Annotated in this window: 19 protein-coding genes; 9 read left to right on the top strand and 10 right to left on the bottom strand. The window is 64.0% G+C overall.

What is annotated here, in order from left to right; all coding sequences use genetic code 11:
• The 3 genes from ACKAMS_RS13045 (at position 1) to ACKAMS_RS13035 (ending at position 3,564) form a co-directional block, all read left to right on the top strand.
• Entirely contained in the window at positions 1-1,269 is a 1,269-nt protein-coding gene (locus tag ACKAMS_RS13045; protein ID WP_408989115.1) for a class I SAM-dependent RNA methyltransferase, read from the top strand.
• A 154-nt stretch (positions 1,270-1,423) separates the two neighbouring features.
• Positions 1,424-1,912: a MarR family winged helix-turn-helix transcriptional regulator gene (locus ACKAMS_RS13040; RefSeq protein ID WP_003942624.1), complete on the top strand. Its 489-nt coding sequence runs from the start codon at positions 1,424-1,426 to the stop codon at positions 1,910-1,912.
• Between the two features lie 5 nt (positions 1,913-1,917).
• Positions 1,918-3,564, top strand: coding sequence for an MDR family MFS transporter (locus tag ACKAMS_RS13035; RefSeq protein WP_019748256.1), 1,647 nt, complete (start codon positions 1,918-1,920; stop codon positions 3,562-3,564).
• A 50-nt stretch (positions 3,565-3,614) separates the two neighbouring features.
• Here the strand turns inward: ACKAMS_RS13035 and ACKAMS_RS13030 are convergent, their stop codons facing one another.
• Entirely contained in the window at positions 3,615-4,280 is a 666-nt protein-coding gene (locus ACKAMS_RS13030) for an SIMPL domain-containing protein (protein WP_019748257.1), read from the bottom strand.
• 9 nt (positions 4,281-4,289) lie between these two features.
• Complete coding sequence (gene glsA / locus ACKAMS_RS13025) at positions 4,290-6,116, bottom strand: glutaminase A (protein ID WP_019748258.1); 1,827 nt, start codon at positions 6,114-6,116, stop codon at positions 4,290-4,292.
• A 252-nt stretch (positions 6,117-6,368) separates the two neighbouring features.
• Here glsA and dxs point away from each other — a divergent pair, with 252 nt between their 5' ends.
• Positions 6,369-8,315 carry a 1-deoxy-D-xylulose-5-phosphate synthase gene (dxs, locus tag ACKAMS_RS13020; protein ID WP_408989114.1) on the top strand — a complete coding sequence of 649 codons (1,947 nt, stop codon included), beginning with the start codon at positions 6,369-6,371 and terminating at the stop codon, positions 8,313-8,315.
• Positions 8,316-8,403: 88 nt separating this feature from the next.
• Here dxs and ACKAMS_RS13015 read toward each other — a convergent pair whose 3' ends face one another.
• The 3 genes from ACKAMS_RS13015 to ACKAMS_RS13005 form a co-directional block, all read right to left on the bottom strand.
• Complete coding sequence (locus ACKAMS_RS13015) at positions 8,404-9,846, bottom strand: sugar porter family MFS transporter (protein ID WP_020907569.1); 1,443 nt, start codon at positions 9,844-9,846, stop codon at positions 8,404-8,406.
• A 213-nt stretch (positions 9,847-10,059) separates the two neighbouring features.
• On the bottom strand, positions 10,060-10,269 hold the full coding sequence (locus tag ACKAMS_RS13010; RefSeq protein WP_020969504.1) for a hypothetical protein: 210 nt from the start codon (positions 10,267-10,269) through the stop codon (positions 10,060-10,062).
• A 42-nt stretch (positions 10,270-10,311) separates the two neighbouring features.
• Positions 10,312-11,328, bottom strand: a complete 1,017-nt coding sequence (locus tag ACKAMS_RS13005) for an iron-siderophore ABC transporter substrate-binding protein (protein WP_046378494.1) — start codon at positions 11,326-11,328, stop codon at positions 10,312-10,314.
• Between the two features lie 124 nt (positions 11,329-11,452).
• Here ACKAMS_RS13005 and ACKAMS_RS13000 point away from each other — a divergent pair, with 124 nt between their 5' ends.
• Positions 11,453-12,004 carry a TetR/AcrR family transcriptional regulator gene (locus tag ACKAMS_RS13000; RefSeq protein WP_029255269.1) on the top strand — a complete coding sequence of 184 codons (552 nt, stop codon included), beginning with the start codon at positions 11,453-11,455 and terminating at the stop codon, positions 12,002-12,004.
• A gap of 102 nt (positions 12,005-12,106) precedes the next feature.
• Positions 12,107-13,678: a GMC oxidoreductase gene (locus ACKAMS_RS12995; RefSeq protein WP_195791955.1), complete on the top strand. Its 1,572-nt coding sequence runs from the start codon at positions 12,107-12,109 to the stop codon at positions 13,676-13,678.
• 66 nt (positions 13,679-13,744) lie between these two features.
• Here the strand turns inward: ACKAMS_RS12995 and ACKAMS_RS12990 are convergent, their stop codons facing one another.
• The 5 genes from ACKAMS_RS12990 to ACKAMS_RS12970 form a co-directional block, all read right to left on the bottom strand.
• On the bottom strand, positions 13,745-15,850 hold the full coding sequence (locus ACKAMS_RS12990) for a 3-hydroxyacyl-CoA dehydrogenase NAD-binding domain-containing protein (RefSeq protein WP_408989113.1): 2,106 nt from the start codon (positions 15,848-15,850) through the stop codon (positions 13,745-13,747).
• Positions 15,851-17,071 carry a thiolase family protein gene (locus ACKAMS_RS12985; RefSeq protein ID WP_003942598.1) on the bottom strand — a complete coding sequence of 407 codons (1,221 nt, stop codon included), beginning with the start codon at positions 17,069-17,071 and terminating at the stop codon, positions 15,851-15,853.
• Positions 17,072-17,232: 161 nt separating this feature from the next.
• Entirely contained in the window at positions 17,233-18,522 is a 1,290-nt protein-coding gene (locus ACKAMS_RS12980; protein WP_069147238.1) for a ribonuclease D, read from the bottom strand.
• Positions 18,523-18,533: 11 nt separating this feature from the next.
• Positions 18,534-19,940 (bottom strand): wax ester/triacylglycerol synthase family O-acyltransferase, encoded by a 1,407-nt coding sequence (locus ACKAMS_RS12975; protein WP_019748265.1) that lies wholly within the window; start codon positions 19,938-19,940, stop codon positions 18,534-18,536.
• Between the two features lie 60 nt (positions 19,941-20,000).
• Positions 20,001-20,591 carry a DUF3000 domain-containing protein gene (locus ACKAMS_RS12970; RefSeq protein WP_408989112.1) on the bottom strand — a complete coding sequence of 197 codons (591 nt, stop codon included), beginning with the start codon at positions 20,589-20,591 and terminating at the stop codon, positions 20,001-20,003.
• Positions 20,592-20,759: 168 nt separating this feature from the next.
• Here ACKAMS_RS12970 and hemE point away from each other — a divergent pair, with 168 nt between their 5' ends.
• From hemE to hemQ, 3 genes are read left to right on the top strand one after another with little or no spacing between them, the layout of a single operon-like run.
• A complete protein-coding gene (gene hemE / locus ACKAMS_RS12965) occupies positions 20,760-21,857 on the top strand; it encodes a uroporphyrinogen decarboxylase (RefSeq protein WP_021334677.1) in 1,098 nt (365 codons plus the stop codon).
• Entirely contained in the window at positions 21,854-23,215 is a 1,362-nt protein-coding gene (locus ACKAMS_RS12960) for a protoporphyrinogen oxidase (protein WP_408989111.1), read from the top strand. Before hemE ends, ACKAMS_RS12960 begins: the two co-directional genes overlap by 4 nt.
• A 4-nt stretch (positions 23,216-23,219) precedes the next feature.
• Positions 23,220-23,915: a hydrogen peroxide-dependent heme synthase gene (gene hemQ, locus ACKAMS_RS12955; protein ID WP_019748269.1), complete on the top strand. Its 696-nt coding sequence runs from the start codon at positions 23,220-23,222 to the stop codon at positions 23,913-23,915.
• Positions 23,916-23,964 lie beyond the last annotated feature (49 nt).

Genomic DNA, 23,964 nt, shown 5'->3' with positions numbered 1-23,964 from the left:
TTGAGTGAGAATTGGACCGGGCAGACCTTCGAGGTCGATCTGGGCAACCCCGGTCACGGCGGGTTCGTCGTCGCCCGGCACGAGGGACGGGTCGTGTTCGTCCGTCACGGTTTGCCGGGGGAGCGGGCGCTGGTCCGGGTGACGGAGGACAAGGGCGGATCGTTCTGCCGCGCCGACGCGATCACAGTTCTCGACGCATCTCCGCATCGCATCGATCCGACATGCCCGATCTCCGGCCCGGGCGGGGCGGGCTGCTGCGACTACTCGCATGCGGATCTGAGTGTCCAACGTGAGATGAAGACCTCGGTCGTGCGTGAGCAGCTTCTGCGACTCGCTCGTGTCGAATCGGACGTCGCGGTAGAGGAACTACCTGGAACCGGAGACGGAACGGGTTGGCGCACGCGAGTCCGGTTGGCGGTGGACGGGCACGGGGTCGCGGGATACCACGCGTACCGGAGCAACCGGATCGTCACGGACCTGCGCTGCACCCAGATCGATCAGAGCGCGTACGACGGTCTCGGCGGTGCGCAATGGGCGCCAGGGAGCGAGCTGCAGGTCGTTCTCGACGCTGCCGGTCAGCGGCACGTCGTGGAAATTGCCGCACCCGCGGTGTCCAAGACGGGACGGCGGACTCCGGGGCGTCGCGGCGCGATGGCACGCCGAGCGGCGAGCGGCGGCCCGCGAAAGACCCGAGTGGCCATCGGATCGGACACAGTGATCGAGCGCGTCGGCAATCGAGAATGGGCGCTGGCCGCGACCGGTTTCTGGCAGGCACATCGCGGCGCTGCGAACGCGTACTCACAGGTGGTCGGGGAGTGGGCCGGAGCCGCTACCGCGGACACGGCGTGGGATCTCTACGGCGGAGTCGGGGTTTTCGCAGCCGTGCTCGCCGACCTTGTCGGGCCGTCCGGCGTGGTGGAGTCCGTCGAATCTTCGGCGCGCGCAGTCGCGGACGGGCGGGCAGCTCTGTCCGATCTCGGTCAGGTGCGCTTCCACAGCGCCCGCGTGGAGAACGTCATCGCGGATCTGGAGCGTTCGCCTGCCGTCGTCGTGCTCGACCCGCCACGTGCGGGAGCCGGCCGTCCGGTCGTGGAAGCTCTCGCCGCAACGGGCGCCGAACGGATCGTGCACATCGGGTGCGACCCGGCGTCGTTCGGCCGCGATATCGGTCTCTACCTGGAGCAGGGCTTCAGAATCGGCGGCCTCCGGGCGTTCGACGCCTTCCCTCAGACACACCACATGGAGTGCATCGCGCTCCTCGAACGCTGACGCGTCCCGAAATCTTTCCCTGAAACGGTGTGACGCTTCTCGCGTTCAGAACAGTTGCTTGCATTACGCAACTAATCGTATAGTTTCGTTCTGCAAGTAGTTTTCCGTTTTCAAGTCACGGCTCGTTCGGGCCACTCGAATTCAGGGGTAGGCAATGTCGGTACAGCCGGAGACGGCCCAGGCGCTCGTCGACACGATCTTCATGTTCGGCAGATCGCTGCGAGCCGCGGTCACCACCGGTGCAGACAGCCTGCTGCCGCCTGCGCTGGTCAGTGTGTTGTTCATGCTGGCGGCGCGTGGGGAGTGCCGACAGAACGAATTGGCCGTCGATCTATGTGTCAGTCAGTCGTCGCTCAGCCGGCAAATGTCGGATCTGGTCGACGCGGGGTATGTCGAGAGAAATCCCGATCCGGCTGACAAGCGGGCGTTCCGCATCCGAGTATCGGAAGAGGGACACGACGTTTTACGGAGAACCACGCAGCGGCGTGCGGCGCGTTTGCGCAACATGCTCGAAGACTGGAGCCAGGAAGAGGCCATGGCCGCAGTGACATCGCTGCAACGTCTCAATGAGACGTTCGGCGCATCGAATCGGCAGGCCTCACCGGCAGTTCCGCACACGGGCGTAGAAAGTATTGGGAGATAAGGCACATGGCAGCAACAGTAGGAGAAACCCGGGCAAGTACCGGAGGTGACGGATCGGCTCGCGAAGCGGGCGCGATGACTCACCGCGAAATTCTCGAAGCACTCACCGGACTCATCGCAGCGCTGTTCACCGCGCTGCTGAGTAGCACCATCGTTTCGACAGCGCTTCCCACGATCATCGGTGAACTGCACGGAACTCAGACGCAGTACGCGTGGATCATCACCACGGCACTGCTCGCCACCGCGGCATCGACGCCGATCTGGGGCAAACTGGCCGACCTTTACAACAAGAAGGTCCTGGTCCAGACCGCGATCGTCATCTTCGTGATCGGCTCGGTCATCGCCGGCGCGGCGCACAATGTTCCGTTGCTGCTCGGTGCACGTGTCATCCAGGGCATCGGCATGGGCGGCCTGACCGCTCTCGTCGTAGCCATCATCGGCACGATCATCCCGCCGCGAGATCGCGGTCGCTACTCCGGATACATGGGTGCGGCAATGGCCGTCTCGATGTCCGGTGGACCGATCCTCGGTGGCGTCCTCGTGGACACTGCCGGCTGGCGCTGGTGCTTCTACGTGTGTGTTCCGCTGGCAGTCATCGCGCTGTTCCTGCTTCAGCGCACACTGCACGTCGAGACCGTGAAGAAGGACAACGTCTCCATCGACTGGATGGGCGCCACCTTGCTCACCGCCGGTGTCAGCGTCCTGCTGATCTGGGTTTCGTTTGCCGGTCAGGACGACTACTACGCCTGGTTCTCGAAGGAGTCGGCCTTCTTCGTCATCGGTGGTCTGGCCCTGCTCGGCCTGACGATGTTCGTCGAATCCAAGGTCAAGGATCCGATCCTGCCGATCAAGATCATCACCGAGCGCACAACTGCTCTCGCGATCATCGCCTCGATCGCAGTCGGTGTCGGCCTCTTCGGCGCGACGACCTTCCTGACGCAGTACTTCCAGACCGCACGCGGATTCGATCCCACCGAAGCCGGATTGCTCACCATTCCGATGGTCGCAGGCATGCTCGTCGCCTCCGTCGGCTCGGGACAGCTGATCACCAAGTTCGGTCAGTGGAAGCCCTTCATCGTCGCCGGCGCAGTTCTGCTGCTGGTCGGTTTCGGGCTGCTGTCGACGATCGACCACGCCACCAGCCTCTGGACCATCGGAATCTTCATCGCCATCGTCGGTCTGGGTACCGGCATGTTGATGCAGAACATCGTGCTCGCGGTGCAGAACACGGTCAGCGTCGAGAACATCGGTGCGGCCAGCAGTATCGTGGCGTTCTTCCGCACGTTCGGCGGCGCGATCGGCGTGTCGGTGCTCGGTTCGATTCTTGCGACCCGCGTCAAGACACTGACAGTCGATTCGGTCTCCACCTTGCCGCCCGAGCAGCAGGCAGTAGCTGGAAAGAGCCTCCAGGACGGCCTCGACCTGAGCAATATGCCTGACTTCGTCTCGCAGATCGTTCGGTTCGCCTACGGCGACGCGACAGGACGGATCTTCCTGGTCGCAGCCGTCGTCGCTGTGGTCACGCTCGTGTCGGTCATCTTCATCCCGAACCGTCCGCTGCGCACCACGATCGACATCGCGACTCCTGACGCCGAGCAGAAGTACGAAGAAGAGCGCGAAGAGAAGAACGAAGAGAAGAACCTCACTCGCTGATCCGCATGCCCGGCTGGTCTACCGCCGGCCGCGTCTTCTGAACAGTTCTCTCACGCCATAGCCCATCGAACGCGGACAGAGATCGATTCTTCGATCTCTCCGCGTTCGACGGCTATCGGGGCCGAATCCGCTTTCATCGCCGCGACACGTCCGCGCATCGGCACGATCTGGTCGAAGTCCTCGAGCACCTCGAGAACTTCGACCAGATCTTTGTCTGCCAGGTCCGCGAACTGTCTGGCTTTCGATTCGGCTGCCGTCCATGCCAATTCGCGTGCTTTTGTCGCCAGATCGCTGCGGTCGTCGAGGTCGAACTCGAGCCCGTCGAGCCGAATCGCGTCGCCGCCCACCGATACACACGCCGCGATGACGGCGGCGGGGGAGTTCGCCGCTTCCGGCTCCAGCTCTCGCAGTACGACTCGGAAAGTTGTCGATGCGGTGAATCCTGTTGTCTCCTGGCGGCCTCCGTCACTCCAGTGAGTCTGCGGATGGACGCTCAGCCCGGCGGTGGTGAGGTCCGCTCCGCGCACACCGCGCGCGTGCAGGGTCTCGGTCAGAGCAGTGGACAGACGCGCGACGGCGTCGAATGCGTCGGAAACGGCCGTCTGTGTCACCGATACTCCGATCGTCAGCCGCACGATGTCGGGAACAGCTGTTGCAGTGGCAGTTCCGGTCACCGTGACAGTGGACGGTTCCGAGGTGAGGGCGGTGGTCGGCATGTGTACTTCCTATCCGATTCGTCCGGCGGATATGACACTCCGCAACATCAGGTCCAATTGCTCGTAGGCGCCCGCAGCCAGTCGTTCGAGAAGCGCAAGTTTCAACTCGGGTGCCTGTGCGGTCAGTTCTGCATATCGCTCCGGAGTCAGCACGGCCACGGTGACCGTGGAATCGGCGCGGATGTCGTTGAGGAACGGAGTGTCGAGGAACATCGTCATCTCGCCGAACGTCATTCCGGCGGAGAGCGTCGTGATGCGGTGCTCGACCCCGTGCGCGTCGGTGAACATGGTGCTGACCTGGCCACTGAGAATCAGGTAGAAGCCAGACGCCGATTCACCTCGGCGGGCGATCTTCTCGCCGCGGGCATAGGTACGAGTCTCCAACTCTGCCGAGAATCCCTCGATCTGTGCCGCGGACAGAGCATCGAGAACTGGGTGGTCCTCGATCGAGATCGTCGACGCCTGCCGTTCGGCCTCACAATGCACCGCAAGCAACGTGTCTTCGCACCACTGCATGGCGGAATCGAGATCCGCAAAAACCCGACCACTTCTTCTGGCGGGGTCGATGCTCGAACTTCGTTGTCCCAGCAGTCCTTGCGGATCGACGACGGCCACCGCACAAGCCTGCTCGGCCAGTTGAACCTGCAGCGCGGTGATCATGCGTACTGCGACGTCGCTGGCGTCGTCGACACGGCGGACGTCGATGACGACAACTTCGAGGCCCTCGTCCACCGAGCCGATTTCGCGGACCGCCGATTCGGCACCGGTGAAGAGGAGATCGCCGTGCAGTTCGTAGACCCGGCTGCGCTTGCCGACGTCGTCGAGCACAGCCTGTTCGGTCGGGGTGCGTCGTACTCGCGACGGTGCTTCGATGACGCTGTATCTGGCCCGGATCGACGAGCGTGACGCCCGCGTCACGTGGAGGAAGTGCAGTTCGAGTTCCTTCGACAGTGCCCGGGCAGACGCAACTCCGCGAACGCTGTTTCCGTGAACGTCGAGCCTGGGGGAGTACACCGCGATGCCGATCTGGCCGGGCAGAACCGCCAGGACTCCGCCGCCGACGCCGCTCTTGGCCGGCAATCCGACCTCCACCAGCCACTTTCCGGCGCCGTCGTACATGCCGCACGTCGCCATGACGCTGAGGACCTGTTCGACGCCCGCGGGGGCCAGCGCGCGCTCGTGGGTGAGCGGATTGACACCGTTGTTCGCCATCGTCGCAGCCATCAGACTCAGGTCGCGGCAGGTCACGTCGATCGAGCATTGACGGAAATACAGGTCGACGGCCTCGTCGGGATTGCCGGTGATGACGTCGAAGGATCGCAGCATGTGTCCGATCGCGCGGTTGCGGTGACCGGTGCGCGCCTCGGAGGTGTAGACCGACTCGTTGAATGCCAGTTCGCGGCCCGCGTACCTCGAGTACGCCGAGCGGATGCGCTCGAAGCGGGCCTCGGGATTCGGGCCGGCGACCAGTGATGCAGCGGTGATCGCCCCGGCATTGATCATGGGGTTTCGTGGCCGTTCGGTGAGCGGGTCGAGGCTGATTTCGTTGAACGGCTCGCCGGATGGTTCGACGTCGATTTTCGCGGCAACCGCCTCGCTTCCCCGATCGGCGAGAGCCAAGGCGTAGGTGAAGGGTTTCGAGATCGACTGAATGGTGAACGGGATTCGCGAGTCGCCGATCTCGTAGACGTAACCGTCGACGGTGGCGATGCAGATTCCGAACGAATCGGGGGCGACCGCCGCGAGTTCGGGGATGTAGTCGGCCAACTCGCCCTCGTCGAGTGATCGGACTTCGTCGAACACTCGCGTTATCAGGTCTTCGACCACAGTTCCCATATGTCGACCTTAAGCCGACATGGCGGTCGTTTTGTGAAACAAGAGTTGTCGAGTCGATTGCGACGGATCCCATTTGTCTGTGATTGCGATCACGAGCGATCCGTGGGATTTCGCTGTTACGCGAAGTCACACCGGATTCGGGCCGAGTCCGCGTGTCGGTTCGCCGGAACGCTCCGTAGACTGGCAGCACTGTCGCGAAGACAGCCGCGGCGCGCACCGGTGCAGCTGTGAAGCACGGAGGGAGCGATCTCGTTGGGTGTTCTTGCCCGCATTCAGGGTCCTGACGATCTACGTCAGTTGAGCCACGCCGAGATGACGGAGTTGGCCGACGAGATTCGTGAGTTCCTCGTGCTGAAGGTCGCTGCGACCGGTGGTCACCTCGGGCCCAACTTGGGCGTCGTGGAGTTGACCCTCGCACTGCACCGAATTTTCGACTCGCCGCAGGACGCGATCATCTTCGACACGGGCCATCAGGCCTACGTGCACAAGATCCTCACCGGTCGTCAGGATCAGTTCGACACTCTGCGTAAGCAGGGCGGACTGTCCGGGTATCCGTGCCGCGCCGAGAGCGAACACGACTGGGTCGAGTCCTCTCACGCTTCCGCCGCGTTGTCCTATGCCGACGGCCTCGCGAAGGCCTTCGCGCTCACGGGCCAGAATCGCCACGTTGTCGCCGTCGTCGGTGACGGCGCCCTGACCGGCGGAATGTGTTGGGAAGCCCTCAACAACATCGCAGCCGGAAAAGACCGTTCGGTGGTGATCGTCGTCAACGACAACGGCCGCTCGTACGCGCCGACCATCGGCGGCCTCGCCGACCATCTTTCGGCACTGCGCACCGCACCGAGTTACGAGCGCGCCCTCGACAGTGGCCGACGCATGGTCAAGAGACTGCCCTGGGTGGGGCGCACCGCGTACTCCGTCCTGCACGGAATGAAGGCGGGTCTCAAGGACGCTGTCAGCCCTCAGGTCATGTTCACCGATCTGGGTATCAAGTACCTCGGACCGGTCGACGGACACGACGAAGCCGCCATGGAATCGGCGTTGCGCCGGGCGAAGGCCTACGGCGGACCGGTCATCGTTCATGCCGTCACTCGTAAGGGCAACGGTTACGCACACGCCGAGAACGACGTGGCCGACCAGATGCATGCCACCGGCGTCATCGATCCCGTCACCGGTCGCGGCACTAAGTCGTCCGCGCTGGACTGGACGTCGGTCTTCTCGGCCGCATTGATCGAGCAGGCTTCGCGTCGTGAGGACATCGTCGCCATCACCGCGGCGATGGCCGGGCCCACCGGCCTCGCGGCCTTCGGGGAGAAGTTCCCCGATCGGATCTTCGACGTCGGTATCGCCGAGCAGCATGCGATGACCTCGGCCGCCGGTCTTGCACTTGGCGGACTTCACCCCGTCGTTGCTATCTACTCGACCTTCCTCAATCGGGCTTTCGACCAGTTGTTGATGGACGTCGCACTGCTCAAACAACCGGTGACAGTCGTGCTCGACCGCGCCGGGGTCACCGGAGTCGACGGCGCCAGCCACAACGGCGTCTGGGATCTTTCGCTGCTCGGAATCATCCCGGGGATTCGCGTCGCGGCACCGCGTGATGCAGACACACTGCGGGAAGAACTGGACGAGGCGCTTCTCGTCGACGACGGCCCAACGGTCGTACGGTTCCCGAAGGGTGCTGTACCCGAAGCGATTCCGGCAGTGAAGCGACTCGACGGAATGGTCGACGTTCTCAAGGCCAGCGAGGGTGAGCGCGGCGACGTGCTCCTCGTCGCGGTGGGCCCGTTTGCATCCTTGGCACTGGAGATTGCCGAGCGGCTCGACAAGCAGGGCATCTCGGTTGCCGTCGTTGATCCGCGATGGGTTCTGCCGGTCGCGGATTCGCTGGTGAAGATGGCGGACAAGTACGCCCTTGTGGTCACCATCGAAGACGGCGGTCTGCACGGCGGCATCGGTTCGACGGTCTCGGCCGCGATGCGTGCCGCCGGAGTGCACACGTCGTGCCGCGACATGGGCGTTCCCCAGCAGTTCCTCGATCACGCCAGCCGCGAAGCCATCCACAAGGAACTCGGACTCACGGCTCAGGACCTCTCCCGCAAGATCACCGGCTGGGTGGCGGGGATGGGCAGCGTCGGCGTCCACGTCCAGGAAGACGCGTCGTCGGCTTCGGCTCAGGGCGAAGTCGCGCAAGGCTGACGGCTCGTCTCACGATAATCTCGAAAAGCGGTGGCCCTCGGATCAATCCGAGGGCCACCGCTTTTCGGTGTGAAACCGTGAGATCTCGCTACTGGACGGATTCGAGTGTGCTGCCTCGCGTTTCCTTCACGAATCGCAGGACGACGAACAGTGACAACGCTGCCATGACGGCGTAGCCGGCGTAGGTGTACGACAGATTCCAATCGGCCAGTGCCGGGAACGTCCAGGAGACCAGGAAGTTCGCGACCCAGTTGGTGGCGGTCGCAATTCCTACTGCTGCAGCACGCACGCGATTGGGGAACATTTCGGAGATCAACACCCAGACCACCGGGCCCCAGGACAGAGCGAAGAAGAACACGAATGCGTTCGCACCGATAAGTGCGATAGTCGCGTTGGCTCCGGTCAGCGTGGCCACCGATTCGCCGATCTCGTTCTTGGTCACTGTTGCCGAATGGAAACAGAATGCCGCGGTGCCCAGTGAGATGGCCATACCGGCGGAACCGACCAACAACAGCGGTTTTCGACCGACCCGGTCGATGACGGCGATGGCGACAAACGTACCGACGATGTTGACCAAGGCGCTCACGACGCTGATCAGAAGGGAGCGGTCGGCGCCGAATCCCACTGCCTGCCACAGGGTGCTGGAGTAGTAGAAGATCACATTGATACCGACCAGCTGCTGCAGTGCGGCCAACGCGATACCGACCCACACGAGGTGGGAGACGCCGAGCCGCTTCGAGAAGAGTTGGCGGACCGTGGTTTTGGCCTGCTTCTCGCTGAGCGAGTCGCGGATCTCGTTCATCCGCTCGGTGACGGCGTCGTGATCGCCGCCTTCCAGGTCGGAGATGATCTTGCGAGCGCGATCGTCCTTGCCCTGCGCTACGAGGAATCGCGGCGACTCGGGAATCGTGGTCGTCATGATCAGATACAGAACTGCGGGAACGGCTTCGAGCATCAACATCCACTGCCAGGCCTCGAGGCCCGCGATCTGATTGCGATCGCCACCGGCCGCGGCCTGGAGTGCGTAGTTGACCAACTGCGACACGGCGATTCCGAGAACGATCGCCAATTGGTACATCGAACCGAGACGGCCGCGAATCGCAGCGGGAGAGATCTCCGCGATGTACGCCGGAGCGATGACCGATGCGAAACCGACGGCCAGGCCGCCGACCACGCGCCAGAACGTGAGGTCGTAGACGCTGAACGGAACTGCGGAACCGACGGCGCCGATTATGAACAACACCGCGGCTATTTGCATGACGCGGATGCGGCCGAGGCGATCTGCGAGTGTGCCTGCGATCCAGGCGCCGAGTGCTGCGCCGAGCAGAGTCAGTGAGACCGTGAGCCCGGTGCCCGAGGCGCCGATGTCGTACTTGTCTCGGATCGCACCGACTGCCCCGTTGATGACGGCGGTGTCGTATCCGAACAGAAAACCGCCGAGCGCGGCGGCGCCGGCGAAGAGCACTGCATGTCCGACGTCGGCGCGAGTAGCGCCGGATCCACCGCCGGAGGCGGTTCCGCTGAATGCCATTCCTGCCCCCTCAAAGGCCCTACGGTCGACACCCCGATGCGTCGATCCATCCGCGAGCACTCTGCACGCTACGCCCACCGGACGAGATTTGGCGGGGACTCACGCGCCGTTATCCAGCTGAGTCCATTCCCAGGTCGAAACAACCGGACGCAGAGACAAGGTATTGATTGCAGTCAGTATGCAAACAATAATGTCGGTGCAGGTGAGGGCGGTTTACTTACCCGCGAGACTCTCGGCTTTTGCTGCGATGTCCTCGAGATCCTTTGCCATGAATTTCCGGGTCACCCGCGCGCCCAATCGACCGAATACCGCTGTGAAGATCTTCGAGATACGTGAAGTGGATTCGGATTCGCCGGAGAAGTACATCTCGAGGATCGTGCCTGTGGCGTCAGGCTTCAGAGTGAACCCGCTCGTGTAGTTCATGCCGTGGGAGTTGGCTTTGAGGGTGTCGTGAAAATCCCGTTTCTAGGCGGTCGCGCGCTTTGCGGCTTCACTCAACGTCGGTGTGATCTGGCCGAGGACCCAAGGCGTGCTCAGGACGTTGACGTTGCTCAGTCCGCCGATGACGCGGGTGTCGCTGAGGAATGCGGTGGATCCGCGTTTGACCGCGTCGAGTCCACCGACTGCGGGTATGCCGGACGGATCACCGGAGCCGTCGGTGAAGCCGACGATCACGTCGGCGTCGATGTCGGCGATGTTCTCGTAGGAGATCGTCTTGAAGAACGATCCACCTGCATTGTCCGCGGCGAGCTTCTCGACGCCCGGCGCGTTGACGAATCCGAGTTCCGTCAGCACCTGGACCCGCGGGTCGGTGGGCAGATAGACGTTGATGTTGCTCGAATCGGTGTCGAAGTTGACCACTGCCAATGTCTTTCCGGCGAACTCCGGGTGGGCTGCGGCGGTATCGGCGAGAGTCGCGTCGAGGCCGTCGACGAGCTTCTCGGCCTCTTCGCTCTTGCCGACTGCCTTGCCGACGATGCGGGTCTGGTCCTGCCAGGACGTCTGCCACGCTGCGCCGGGATAAGCGGCCGTCGGTGCGATCTTGCTCAGTTGGTTGTAGACGGATTCCTCGAAGCCCTCGTACGGCGCCAGGATGACGTCGGGGGTCAACGACGCGATGGACTCGATCGGCGGTTCTCCGCTGGCCGGCATGTCGAAGAGCGTTGTCTTGTCCGCGTCGAAGTAGTCCTGGGCCCAGGGCATGACGCCGTTGTCGTCCGCACCGTAGGTGTACTTGGGCTGTCCGACCGGAGTCAGATCGAGTGCGTACAGGATGTCCTGCGCGTTCCATCCGAGGGTGACGAGGCGCTCGGGCTTCGAGTCGATGGTCGTGGTGCCGAAGGTGTTCTCGATGCTGACGGGGAATCCGTCCGTACCTTGGGATGTCGTGGATGTGCCTGAATCCGAGGAGCACGAGACAAGTGCGGTGACCGCGATTGCAGCCGCACCGAGGGCAGTGAAGCCCCGAAGAGAAGTTTTCATGAAGGGCAGCCTAACCTACTGAATTTCGGCAGCCAAACGAAACCGATTGTGCCGTTTATGCAGGTGGCGGTCGGATCTGGACCGCGTTTCTCAGGGCGCCGTTTCGGTGGGCGATACTTTCCTCGTGCGATCTCAGCAGAAGATTCTCGGCGCCGCCCTCGGACTGATCGAAGGTGGCGGATTCGAGGCTGTGAACATTGCCGCAGTTGCCACCGCGGCCGGTGTCTCGCGCCAGACGGTGTACTCGATTTTCGGTACACGTGAAGAGGTCGTCTCCCAGGCGATGGGCGGTCTCGCTGTCGAGGTTCTCGGGGAGATCACGGCACAGGTGGAGTCGGTCGACACGGCGTGCGACTACGTCGTCGAATTCATCGTTGCCGCGCGAACTGCCGTGCGTGCTCACCCGGTGCTCGCGACTCTGCTCCTCGCCGAGCGGGGAAACCCTGTCTTCGATCTCGAAATGATGAGTCGAGCAATACCTTTCGCTGGTCAGATGCTCGCCCCTATGGTCGAACGTGGCCTCGCCACGGAGGCGGAGTTGGATGAGATAGTGGAAATTGCCGTGCGACTGGGGCTTTCGGTTGTTGCATTCGACAGTGACCTCGTCCATTCCGATGACTCCTTGCGGGCCTTTCTCTCGAGGTGGCTCGGGCCCGCAATCCGGTCGACCTCGTAGTTCCTCGCCTGCTCCGCCAAAACCTTGACACTCGAGCGTCAGAGTGTCTAGTTTTGGCGTGCCCGGAATTCTCTGGCGACATTCTTCGAGGGAGCACCAGTCATGTCCGGAGTGAAACGTAGATCGTTCTTGGCCGGTACGGCCGCCGTGGGAGTCGCGATGATGGCGCCACGCACTGCCAAGGCTGCAACAGGGATTCCGCTGACACGTGAAGTGCACCGTGTCGTGGTTATCGGTTCGGGGTTCGGCGGAGGGGTGACGGCACTTCGCTTGGCCGAGGCCGGGGTTCCGGTCACCCTGCTGGAGAGAGGGATTCGGTGGCAGACCGGGCCGAATGCCGAAACTTTTCCGCATCCCGCCAGTCCGGACAAGCGTATCCTCTGGCATCAGTCCAACCCGACTCTGTTCGGCAGGCCGGCGATCTTCGAGCCATACGCGGGTTTGTTGGAGACGGTGACCGGTGAGAACATGACCGCGATCTGCGCAGCCGGGGTGGGCGGCGGATCGCTTGTGTACCAAGGGATGACGCTGCAACCGGAAGAAGCGGTCTTCAACACGCACTTTCCGGAGGAGCTCGATTACGCACGAATGGACCGCGTCCATTACCCGCGGGTGGCGCGGATGTTGCAAGTGGAAACTGCACCCGACGAACTGATTTCCAGCCCGAACTACGAGGCGGCACGTGTATTCGCGCGTAACGCAACGCGTTCCGGTCTACCCGTGTCGAAGATTCCGATGCCGATCGACTGGAACTACGCGTTGGCCGAACTGCGGGGTGAGATGAAGCCGTCGTACACCAACGGTGACGGCGCGCTCGGTGTCAACAACGGGGGCAAACATTCGGTGGATGTCACCTACATTGCGGCAGCGGAAGCGACCGGATTGGTGAATGTGGAGACTCTGCACCAGGTCACCGATGTCGAGCGGGCGGCCGACGGACGGTGGCGTGTGTACGTGGACCGGACCGACATTTCCGGCAACATTCTCGAGAACAAGATTTTGACGACGGATGCGCTCGTGATGGCTGCCGGCAGCATGAACACCACCAAACTCCTGGTCCGCGCCGCGGCAACGGGGCGGATCACGGATTTGCCCGACGAACTCGGCGCGGGGTGGGGGACCAATGCCGACCGGATCTACATCTGGTCGGATCTCGCGGAGAATTTCGGCGCGACGCAGGGCGGGCCGGTCGTCTACGGCAGCCGGAACTGGGACGACCCGCATAACGCGTTCACCGTCATTCAGGCGTCGTTCCCGCCGGTGGCGTTCGACGCTCACAGCACGGTGATGGTCGGATTCGGGGTCAGCAGCGACCGAGGTCGGTTCGTGTACGACTCAGCGCGAGGCGAGGCGGTGCTCCGTTGGCCGAGGGATGGCGACTCTGCGATCCAGCAAGGCCACATCGGACCTGCGGCCCAGCAGATCGCGGCAGGAGGACTGCTCACCGACACCAACGCGTTACTGCCGTCCACCTGGCATCCCCTCGGCGGTGCCTGCATGAACTCGGTGTGCGATCTTGATGGTCGGGTTCTGGGCCAGCGGGGGTTGTACGTGCTCGACGGCGCTCTGCTGCCGGGCAACTCCGCTGCGTGCAATCCGTCGATGACTATCGCCGCCGTCGCGGAGCGTGCGCTCGAGAATATCGTGAAAGACGATGTGGGAAAACTATTCTGAACCTGCGCAAACGCCACGGACGGCGTACCCGAAGGCACGCCGTCCGTGACGGGTCGATCGACTGACTCAGACGCTGGCAACACCAGGCGCGAGGAAGCGCTTGCCGTTGACAGCCTCGGAGGTACCGGTCCGGTCCAGGTACGGCGTGATGCCGCCGTTCCAGAATCCGAACCCGCCGCCGAGCAGCAGGCAGAGGTCGATGTCCTCGGCTGCCGCTACGACGCCCTCGTCGAGCATGATCTGAATTTCCTCGGCAAACGCACGACGTGTGCGCTCGAGGACCTCTTCCGAAGTGGACACCTTGTCACCCTGCGGCCACAGTGCGGCGACCTCGGGATCGACGGCCTGACCGTTCTCGCCCCAGGTCCACACGCCGGGCTTGCGAGCCTCGACGAGTGCTTCGAGTCCAGGTGAGCTCTTGAACCGGTCCGGGTAGGACTCCTGCAGGGTCTCACCGGTGTGCAGAGCCACTGCGGGTCCGACGAGGGCCAGCAAGGTGAACGGCGACATGGGCATGCCGAGTTCGGCGATGGCGTTGTCCGCGACGTCGAAGGGGGTGCCTTCGTCGACGGCGGACATGACCTCACCCAAGGTGCGGGTGACGAGGCGGTTGAAGACGAAGCCGGCCTTGTCGCCGCACAGGACAGCAGACTTCTTCAGTGACTTCGCGGTGGCGAAAGCCGTTGCGAGCGTAGCGTCGTCGGTCTTGCTGCCCTTGATGATCTCGAGGAGTGGGAGAACGGCAACCGGGTTGAAGAAGTGGAAGCCCACCACGCGCTCGGGATGCTTCAGCTCGGACGCCATCTCCGTGATGGAGAGCGACGAGGTGTTGGTCGCGAGGATGGTTTCGGGAGCGATGAACTGCTCGAGTTCCGCGAAGACCTTCTTCTTGACGTCCATGTTCTCGAAGACGGCTTCGATGACGAAGTCGGTCTTGGCAAACGCGGCCTTGTCGAGTGAGCCGGAGACGAGGGCCTTGAGACGGTTCGCGGCGTCGGGGGACAGGCGCCCCTTGCCGAGGAGCTTGTCGATTTCGGTGTGGACGTAGCCGACACCCTTGTCGATGCGCTCCTGGTCGATGTCGGTCAGGATGACCGGCACCTTGAGCTGGCGGACGAAGAGCAGCGCGAGCTGGCTGGCCATGAGACCGGCACCGACGATGCCGACGCCGCTGACCTTGCGGGCGAGCGAGCGGTCGGGTGCTCCGGCGGGGCGCTTGGCGCGCTTGTTCACCAGATCGAAGGCGTACAGACCTGCACGGAGTTCGTCGGTCAGGAGGAGGTCGGCAAGAGCCTCGTCCTCGGCCGCGAAGCCCTTGTCGAGCGAAGCGGCATCGGTGATGTCGGTACTGCGAGCCAGTTCGAGCAGCTCGACGGCCTTGACGGCGCCGGGAGCGTTGCCCTTGGTCTTGCCGTCGACGATCGCCTTCGCACGAGCGATCGCGTCGTCCCAGCCCTGGCCACGATCGATCTCGGGGCGAGCGGGGGTCACTGTGCCGGCGAGGACCTGCGACGCCCAGGCGAGGGACTGCTCGATGAAGTCGGCAGAATCGAGAACGACGTCGACGACGCCGAGTTCGAGTGCCTTCTTGGGGGAGAGCACCTTGTTCTGGTTCAGCGAGTTCTCGATCACCACGGTGACGGCGTTCGACGGGCCGACGAGGTTGGGGAGCAACTGCGTTCCGCCCCAACCGGGGACCAGACCGAGGAATGCTTCCGGAAGACCCAGTGCGCCCGCATTGGCGGCAACCGTGCGGTAGTGGCTGTGCAGGCCGACCTCGAGGCCGCCGCCCAGAGCGACACCGTTGATGAAGGCGAACGTGGGAACGGACGACTCACGCAGGCGTCGGAACACCTTGTGACCCAAGCGGCCCAGCTCGAGTCCCTGCTCGCGAGAGGTGATCGCGGGAACACCCTTGAGGTCCGCGCCGGCGGCGAAGATGAACGGCTTGCCGGTGACGGCGATGGCAACCGGGTTGGCTGCGAAGGCTTCGTCGAGGGCGGCGTCGAATGCTGCGAGTCCGCCGGGACCGAATGACGACGGCTTGGTGTGGTCGAAGCCGTTGTCGAGGGTGATCAGTGCAAACGGGCCCTCGATGCCGGGGACCGAGATGATCTTCGTGTAGGCGTTCGTCACGACCTCGTCGGCGAATGCTGTTGCAATATCAGACATTTAGTTAACCCCTGCCTGGTAGTCAGCGTGGTTCGGGTTCTCCCAGATGACGGTGCCGCCCATGCCGAGGCCGATGCACATGGTGGTCAAGCCGTAGCGCACGTCGGGACGCGTCGCGAACTGGCGGGAGAGCTGCGTCATCAGGCGAACGCCCGAGGAAGCGAGGGGGTGGCCACACGCGATGGCGCCGCCCCACTGGTTGACGCGCGGGTCGTCGTCGGCGATTCCGTAGTGCTCGAGGAACGCGAGGACCTGAACGGCGAACGCCTCGTTGATCTCGAAGAGTCCGATGTCCTCGATCTTCAGGCCGGTGCGTGCCAGGAGCTTCTCGGTGGCGGGAACCGGGCCGATACCCATGACGGCGGGGTCGACGCCCTGGTAGGCGAAGCCCACCATGCGCATGCCGACCGGCAGGCCGAGCTCGGCTGCGGTGTCCTCACCGGCGAGCAGTGCTGCGGTGGCGCCGTCGTTGAGTCCGGCGGCGTTACCGGCGGTGATGCGTCCGGCCGGGCGGAACGGCGTCTTGAGCTTCGCGAGATCTTCGACGGTGGTTCCGGGGCGCGGTGGCTCGTCTTCGGTGGCCAGACCCCAGCCCGCGGAACTGCGGGTGGCGACGGGGACCAGGGTGTCGGCGATGAAGCCGGCCTTCTTGGCAGCGTCGTACTTGTTCTGGCTGTTGACGGCGTAGGCGTCCGTGCGGTCCTTGGTGATGGTCGGGAACCGGTCGTGCAGGTTCTCGGCGGTGTTACCCATCACGAGGGCGCTCGGGTCGACCAGGCGGTCGGCGAGGAAGCGCGGGTTGGGGTCTGCGCCCTCACCCATCGGGTGGTGGCCCATGTGCTCGACGCCACCGGCGATCACGACGTCGTACTGGCCGAAGCCGATGCCCGACGCGGTGGTGGTGACGGCGGTCATCGCGCCGGCACACATGCGGTCGATGGCGAATCCTGGAACGGTTTCGGGGAGACCGGCGAGGATCGCAGCGGTGCGGCCGATGGTCAGGCCCTGGTCACCGGTCTGCGTGGTGGCTGCGACAGCCACTTCGTCGATCCGTGCGGGATCGAGCTGCGGGTTACGGCGAAGCAGCTCACGAATCGCCTTGACGACGAGATCGTCTGCGCGCGTGTCGGCGTACATGCCTTTCGGGCCGGCCTTGCCGAACGGGGTGCGAATGCCGTCGACGAAGACGACGTTGCGTTGGTTGTTTGTGGATGGAGCCACGCGAATTCCTCCTGATGGAGCTGCCCACCACTCCGAAGTGCGGTGAGACGTTGGTTCGGCGATCACGGCCAGGCGTCCGGCCTCGTATCGAGCGTACTACTGCCCATTACTGACCGGTAACTTAACGTGCCGAATTGCTCCAACCTCACACCGGGGTCAGGTCAGGATTCAGGCTCTTCTACTTCGGGCTCGGCCGGGACCACGGAGTTCAGTGCCTCGGCGAGGACGGGAACCGTCAAAGTGCGTTGCCAGCCACGTGCGCCACCGGAAGTGAGCTTGGTCTCGATTGCGCTCTCGACTTCGGTGATGTCGGAGTCGGGTTCCAACTTCCAGTCCCAGCACAGGCGCCTGACCAGGTCGGGTTGGAGCAGATTCTCCACGGGCACCGACACTTCCTTGCTCAGGTCCGACAGTGCGGCCCGAGCCGCCGTCAGTCGATCGGCCGCCGCCGGGTCCTGGCGAGCCCACCGGCCGGCGGCAGGGGGTCCGATGATCGGCGGGGTCTTCGGCGGAAGCTCGCTGTCCGGGAGCCTGCGCGCAGCTTCCAGCGCGTCCATCCACACACGCGAATACCGGCGTTGACGTGGTCCGCCGAACACGGGAAGCGAACGGAGCGCATCCAGCGACTGAGGATCTTTGAGAGCGGCGTCGATGATGGCGGAGTCAGGGAGAACCCGGCTCGGCGACACGTCGCGCTTGCGCGCGAGATCCTCACGCGCCTGCCACAGCGCCCGTACTGCCGCCAACTGCCGAGTGGTCTTGAGCGAGGTGATGTGCGATGTACGACGCCAACGGTCGGGCTTGGGCTTGGGCGGGCCGGCCAGACGGATGTACTCGAACTCCTCCTTCGCCCACTCGAGCTTGCCCTGGGATTCGAGTTCGGCTTCCATGGCGTCGCGCAGTTCGAGAAGCACTTCGACGTCGAGGGCGGCGTAGTTCAACCAGGCGTCCGGCAGCGGACGTGTCGACCAGTCCGCGGCCCCGTGACCTTTGCGAAGTTCCACCCGAAGGGTTCGTTCCACTATCGCGGCGAGTCCGACTCGTTCGAACCCGGCCAGTCGACCGGCCAGTTCGGTGTCGAACAGCTCGGCCGGTGTCAGGCCCAGTTCGGCGAGGCCGGGGAGATCCTGATCGGCCGAGTGCAGCACCCATTGCAACGGGTTGATCGCCTCGGCCAACGGCTGCAGGTCCTGCGCTGTCGGGATCGGGTCGAGCAGGAACGATCCCGCTCCTTCGCGTCGGAGCTGGATCAGGTACGCCCGTGCCGAATAACGGAATCCGGATGCCCGCTCGGCGTCCACGGCGAGCGGGCCGTGGCCGGAGGCCAGCGCGGCCGCGGCGTCGGCGACACCGGCGGCAGTGGTGATGACGTCCGGAACTCCGTCACGCGGAACGAGCAGCGGAACTACGTCGGAGGTGGGCTCGGTTGCATCATCGGTGACTTCGGACATGGTCACTGACTCTACGTCGCAGTCGGGGCCGGGGTTGTCACCTCAGCGTCGAACAGTTCGTCGAGTGCGGCTCCGAAACCTTGCGCGAGCTGGTCCAATTCGGGTGCCAGATCGGAGCAACTGACGATGCCGACGTCGAGTTTTCCGTCGAGTGACATCACCGTCACGTTGAGTCCTGCCCCGTGAAAGATCGGGCCGAGCGGGAACATTCCCTTGATCTGGGCGCCGAGGAAGTAGAGCGGGACCGGCGGCCCGGGCACGTTCGAGACGACCAGGTTGGACACGACGGGGTGACGCTCGGCGAGTTTGAGCGACGAGTACACCCGCATGGCGGCGCCGAACACCGCTGGTGATGCGAACTGGGACCAGTCCTGGAGCATGTTCGCACCCAGAGCCTCGTTGTGGTTCTTCGAGGTGGCGTTGTAATCGCTGATCGCGTGCAGACGCTCGACCGGATCGCCGATCTGGGTGCCCAGCTGCGTGAACATGCCCGAGATCTGGTTTGTGCCCGGCCGATCGGATTTACCGTGGACCGATACGGGGACCATCGCGACGAGTGAGTCCTCCGGCAGTTCGTCGCGGTCCTCGAGGTAGGTCCGCAAAGCACCCGCGCACAGCGCGAGAACCACATCGTTGACCTTGACGCCGTGGCGATCTTTGACGGCTTTGACCTTCGCGAGATCGAGCTGGCTGAAGGCGACGTTGCGGTGGCCGGTGATCGCGCCGTTGAACGAGGTCCGCGGCGCGGTGAAGGGAGCAGGCATCGCTTCACCCTTGCGTGCACGCGTCACCCACTTGGGGAGCATGGCGATTCCGCCCGGGACCAGACGGGCAATTCTTGCGGGCCGGGCGATGACGGCCATGAGTCCGCCGATGGCGATGTCCAGCGTTCCCGCGTCGCCCGCACCCTGTGCGGTGGGATCCACGAGCGCCGGTGAATCCGGTTCGAGGCTGCACAGCTGAGCGAGGATGTTCGCGCCGGTGACACCGTCGGCAGCGCTGTGATGAATCTTCGACATGACGGCGATCTGTCCGTCGGCAAGTCCCTCGATGACCCACATCTCCCATAGTGGGCGGGAACGATCCAGCGGTTGGCTCGCGATGTGTCCGGCGAGTTCTGCCAGTTCCGCGTGTGTGCCCGGAGCAGGTACCGCGGTCCGGTGGCAGTGCCGCTCGATGTCGAAATCGTGATCGTCGACCCACACGGGGTAGTCGAGATTGAGGCGGGAATCTTTGAGTTTGCGCCGGAAGGTCGGCATCGTGGCCATCCGCGAGTCCAACTCGCGAAGCAGCTTCCGGTAGTCGTAACCGCCCGGAATGGTCGAGGGGTCGAGCAGTACGAGTCCACAAACGTGCAATAGCTGGGTCGGTGTTTCCAAGTAGAGGAAGGTCGCGTCGAGTCCGCTGAGACGTTGCATGACTCATTTTAGAACAGGTTCTAGTATTTTTCCGGGGGAATGCGTAAACGAGTAGTGGAGTTAGTCGCCCTGCCGCGACAGCGTGGTTATCCCGGCAGGCGGAAGTCCTGCCGCGTACGCGAGAACTTCACAGAAAGCCTCGACATGGTGAGCCAAGTCCGATGACGTTGCAGTCCAGGATGCACGTAACTCGAGTTGGTGGGCTCGCGGCGGGCCCGCGATGTCGCCGTATCGCACGGAAGTTGTGGCTGTGACCGTACCGCCCAGGGCCACAAAAGGTTCCGGTCCGGCTTCGAGTGCGTCCACCAGCCAACTCCAGGCTACTTCGGGAAGTAGTGGATCCGCGGCGACGGCTTCGTCGAGATCGGCCTGGATGTAGGCCACCAACCGCATGGTGCCGTTCCATGCCTCGTCGCCGTCCGGATCGAACAACAGGATCAGGCGGCCGAAAGCGTCGCCTTCGGACTGTTCGGCCACGACGTCGGAGTCCGGGTGCAGAACCTCGGCTCCCACTGCGTGGCTGTACGGAGCGAGACGCTGCGGCGGGCGGATGGGACCGACCTCTATCTCGGGCCGAACCCGCGCAGCGGTCATCGCCTCCACGGCGGCACGGAACTCGGCCGGGTCGGCTGTCGATCCGGATGTCGTCACAGGTCAGGACGTTAGTCGGGGATAAGGGCGGGTAGGTGGAGGCGCGCCGACCGAGTGTGGTTCGGGTGTGTGGCCGCTCACGAACCGCTCGGGTGTCCGATCCCGAGTGTGGGACATGGCAGCATTGAGTCGATCGAAGACACACGTTGGCGGAGAGCGCGAGGACTGATGAGCGGGTTGGACAACATGAATTCAGGCATGACCGGGTCGGCGGAATACAGCGCTCGGCGAGTTTTGCCCGACGCACCGTTGCTCGCCGCGGCGACCGGACGCACTCCGAGTCGACGGCCGGTGTGGTTCATGCGCCAGGCCGGACGTTCGTTGCCGGAGTATCGCGAGATCCGCGCGGGGATCGGCATGTTGGAGTCGTGTTTCGATCCGGCGCTGGTCTGTGAGATCACGATGCAGCCGGTGCGTCGTCACGATGTAGACGCGGCAATCCTGTTCTCGGACATCGTTGTTCCGCTCAAGGCTGCGGGAATCGATCTCGACATCGTTGCCGGCGTCGGACCGGTGGTTGCCAATCCGATTCGCTCCATCGCCGACGTCGCAGCCCTCCCGCGGTTGGTCCCCGAAGAGGTCGGGGCGATCGCGCAGGCCGTTCGACTTCTCACCACCGAGTTGGGCTCGACTCCGCTGATCGGCTTTGCCGGAGCGCCGTTCACCTTGGCGTCGTATCTGGTCGAGGGTGGTCCGAGCCGGAACCACGAGAAGACCAAGGCGCTCATGCACTCCGATCCGAAGACCTGGCACGCTTTGCTCGGAAGCCTGGCAGACACCACGATCTGCTTCCTGCAGACGCAGCTCAAGGCGGGTGTCGACGCGGTCCAGCTGTTCGATTCGTGGGCCGGCGCGCTCTCGCTGGCCGATTACCGGGAATTTGTTCTCCCGCATTCCGAACGGGTGTTTGCCGAGGTTGCCGCTGCCGGCGTTCCGCGTATCCACTTCGGTGTCGGAACCGGTGAACTTCTCGGCGCGATGGGGGAGGCAGGTGCCGACGTCGTGGGTGTCGACTGGCGGATTCCGCTCGACGTCGCGGCCGGTCGTGTCGGTCCGGGCAAGGCGCTGCAAGGCAATCTCGATCCCGCCGTACTGTTCGCGGGCCCCGAGGTGATCGATCGTGAGGTGCGCCGGATCGCCGCTGAAGGTGACCGCGCGATCGAAGCCGGTGCCATCGGCCACATCTTCAACCTCGGCCATGGAGTTCTTCCCGACACCGATCCCACGGCGATCACCTCGGCGGTGGAGCTGGTGCACTCGCTGTGACAACCACTCGGCCGTCGGTCGCGGTGATCGGAGGCGGAATCTCCGGTCTGGTTGCCGCGTACCGGCTTCGGCGCAGTCTGGGCTCCGTTGCCGACATCACGGTCGTCGACGACTCTCCGCGACTGGGCGGGAAGCTGCGAACGATTGATCTGGGTGGTGGCCCGATCGACATCGGCGCCGAGGCGTTCATCGCCCGTCGGCCCGAAGTCCCTGCGCTTCTCGCCGAGCTGGGACTGACCGAACAGATCGTTTACCCCGCGGGGTTGAGCCCGTTGATCTGGTCCCAGGGCTCACTGAATCGACTTCCTGCCGGAACCCTGATGGGAATCCCGGCATCGTCCGAGTCGGTGAGAGATCTAGTCGACGAGCAGACGCTGTCGCGCATAGCTGCCGAACCAGGCGCTCCGTTCGAGTGGACCCGCGGTTCCGATTGCAGTGTTGCCGAACTGGTTTCACAGCGATTCGGTGATCAGGTGGTCAGCCGATCGGTGGATCCGCTTCTCGGCGGGGTGTACTCGGGCCTAGCAGAGACCATCGGAGTGCGTGCAGCTTTGCCGACACTCGCTGCTGCGCTCGATGCGGGCGCTCAGAGCCTCACGGACGCAGTTGCAGCCGCAGTGCCGACACCTACACCCGGACCAGTGTTCGGAGCGCTCAGGGACGGTTACGGCATCTTGCTCGATGCGCTGCGGCAGGCCGCCGACGCGACGTTCGTCCGCGGCGAGGCTTCCGGGTTACGCAGGGACGGGAAAGGTTGGAACGTCGATCCGCTCGGCAGCGTCGACGCGGTGATTCTGGCTGTTCCGGCGCCGCGCGCAGCGGTGCTGTTGGCCGGCGTCGATGCGGATATTGCGCGTATCGCGTCGCGGATCGAACTGGCGTCGTCCGCGGTGGTGGCGCTCCGCCTGCCCGGTCAGGTCGACCTTCCGCAGAATTCGGGGATCCTGGTTGCCACCGACGCCGACCTGACCGCCAAGGCGTTCACGCTGTCGAGCCGAAAGTGGACGCACCTCGCTGATCGCGGCGAGCATCTCGTTCGGGTGTCGTTCGGTCGATTCGGCGCATCGGAGATCGTCGACCGGCCGGATGGTGAACTGATCGAACTTGCGCGCGCCGATCTCGAGACCGTGACCGGAATCACCGAGGAGCCAGGAGCGAGCTTCGTACAGCGGTGGCACGGCGGTCTTCCCCAGTACTCCCCAGGTCACACGGAAATCGTGGCTGAAATCGAGTCCGGGATGACGCCGTTCGACGGCCTCGAAGTAGCCGGGTCGTGGCTGCACGGCGTCGGGGTTCCGGCGTGTGTCGCAGTCGGCACGACGGCGGCTACACGGATATTCGAGCGAGTGGCACGATAGACCCATGGCACGCCTTGATTTCGACAAACTGAACTCTGAAATCCGTTACCTCATGTTCTCCGTGTTCCAGGTGGAACCCGGTGTGCTGGGCGATGATCGGGAAGCTGCGGTCAAGGACGCCCGCTTGTTCTTCGAGGGTCTCGAAGACAAGGGCGTCGTGGTTCGCGGCATCTACGACGTCGCCGGCTTGCGCGCCGACGCGGACTTCATGATCTGGACCCACGCGGCCAGCATCGAGGAACTGCAGGCCGCTTACGCGGATTTCCGCCGCACCACCGTCCTCGGACAGGCCAGTGCTCCCATCTGGAGCAACTCGGCGGTGCACCGCCCCGCGGAGTTCAACAAGAGCCACGTGCCCTCGTTCATCGCGGGTGAGGATCCGGGCGACTACATCTGCGTTTACCCGTTCGTCCGCTCGTACGAGTGGTACCTGCTCCCCGACGAGGAGCGTCGCAAGATGCTCGCCGATCACGGTATGGCTGCTCGTTCGTACAAGGACGTTCGCGCCAACACGGTCCCGGCCTTCGCTCTGGGGGACTACGAGTGGATTCTCGCGTTCGAAGCGCCTGAGCTCATCCGTATCGTCGATCTGATGCGCGATCTGCGTGCCACCGAAGCTCGCTTGCACGTTCGCGAAGAGGTGCCGTTCTTCACCGGGCCGCGCGTGGACATCGAGAAGCTGGTCCTTTCCCTACCCTGATCTACTTCGAAAGTAGTTTCTGTGACAACTGCACCGAACCGGCGTCGTC

The organism is Rhodococcus sp. 5A-K4, assembly GCF_046097995.1.
Taxonomy (GTDB): domain Bacteria; phylum Actinomycetota; class Actinomycetes; order Mycobacteriales; family Mycobacteriaceae; genus Rhodococcus_F; species Rhodococcus_F erythropolis.
Note: the sequence above shows the minus strand (reverse complement) of the source record. Positions and strands in the feature narration are given on the sequence as shown.

What these genes read in the sequence shown, in the direction of transcription:
- ACKAMS_RS13040 (WP_003942624.1), top strand. Translation starts at nt 1,424, where the DNA reads ATGTCGGTACAGCCGGAGACGGCCCAGGCGCTCGTCGACACGATCTTC.
- ACKAMS_RS13035 (WP_019748256.1), top strand. Translation starts at nt 1,918, where the DNA reads ATGGCAGCAACAGTAGGAGAAACCCGGGCAAGTACCGGAGGTGACGGA.
- ACKAMS_RS13030 (WP_019748257.1), bottom strand. Translation starts at nt 4,280, where the DNA reads ATGCCGACCACCGCCCTCACCTCGGAACCGTCCACTGTCACGGTGACC.
- glsA (WP_019748258.1), bottom strand. Translation starts at nt 6,116, where the DNA reads ATGGGAACTGTGGTCGAAGACCTGATAACGCGAGTGTTCGACGAAGTC.
- ACKAMS_RS13015 (WP_020907569.1), bottom strand. Translation starts at nt 9,846, where the DNA reads ATGGCATTCAGCGGAACCGCCTCCGGCGGTGGATCCGGCGCTACTCGC.
- ACKAMS_RS13010 (WP_020969504.1), bottom strand. Translation starts at nt 10,269, where the DNA reads ATGAACTACACGAGCGGGTTCACTCTGAAGCCTGACGCCACAGGCACG.
- ACKAMS_RS13005 (WP_046378494.1), bottom strand. Translation starts at nt 11,328, where the DNA reads ATGAAAACTTCTCTTCGGGGCTTCACTGCCCTCGGTGCGGCTGCAATC.
- ACKAMS_RS12995 (WP_195791955.1), top strand. Translation starts at nt 12,107, where the DNA reads ATGTCCGGAGTGAAACGTAGATCGTTCTTGGCCGGTACGGCCGCCGTG.
- ACKAMS_RS12990 (WP_408989113.1), bottom strand. Translation starts at nt 15,850, where the DNA reads ATGTCTGATATTGCAACAGCATTCGCCGACGAGGTCGTGACGAACGCC.
- ACKAMS_RS12980 (WP_069147238.1), bottom strand. Translation starts at nt 18,522, where the DNA reads ATGTCCGAAGTCACCGATGATGCAACCGAGCCCACCTCCGACGTAGTT.
- ACKAMS_RS12975 (WP_019748265.1), bottom strand. Translation starts at nt 19,940, where the DNA reads ATGCAACGTCTCAGCGGACTCGACGCGACCTTCCTCTACTTGGAAACA.
- hemE (WP_021334677.1), top strand. Translation starts at nt 20,760, where the DNA reads ATGAGCGGGTTGGACAACATGAATTCAGGCATGACCGGGTCGGCGGAA.
- hemQ (WP_019748269.1), top strand. Translation starts at nt 23,220, where the DNA reads ATGGCACGCCTTGATTTCGACAAACTGAACTCTGAAATCCGTTACCTC.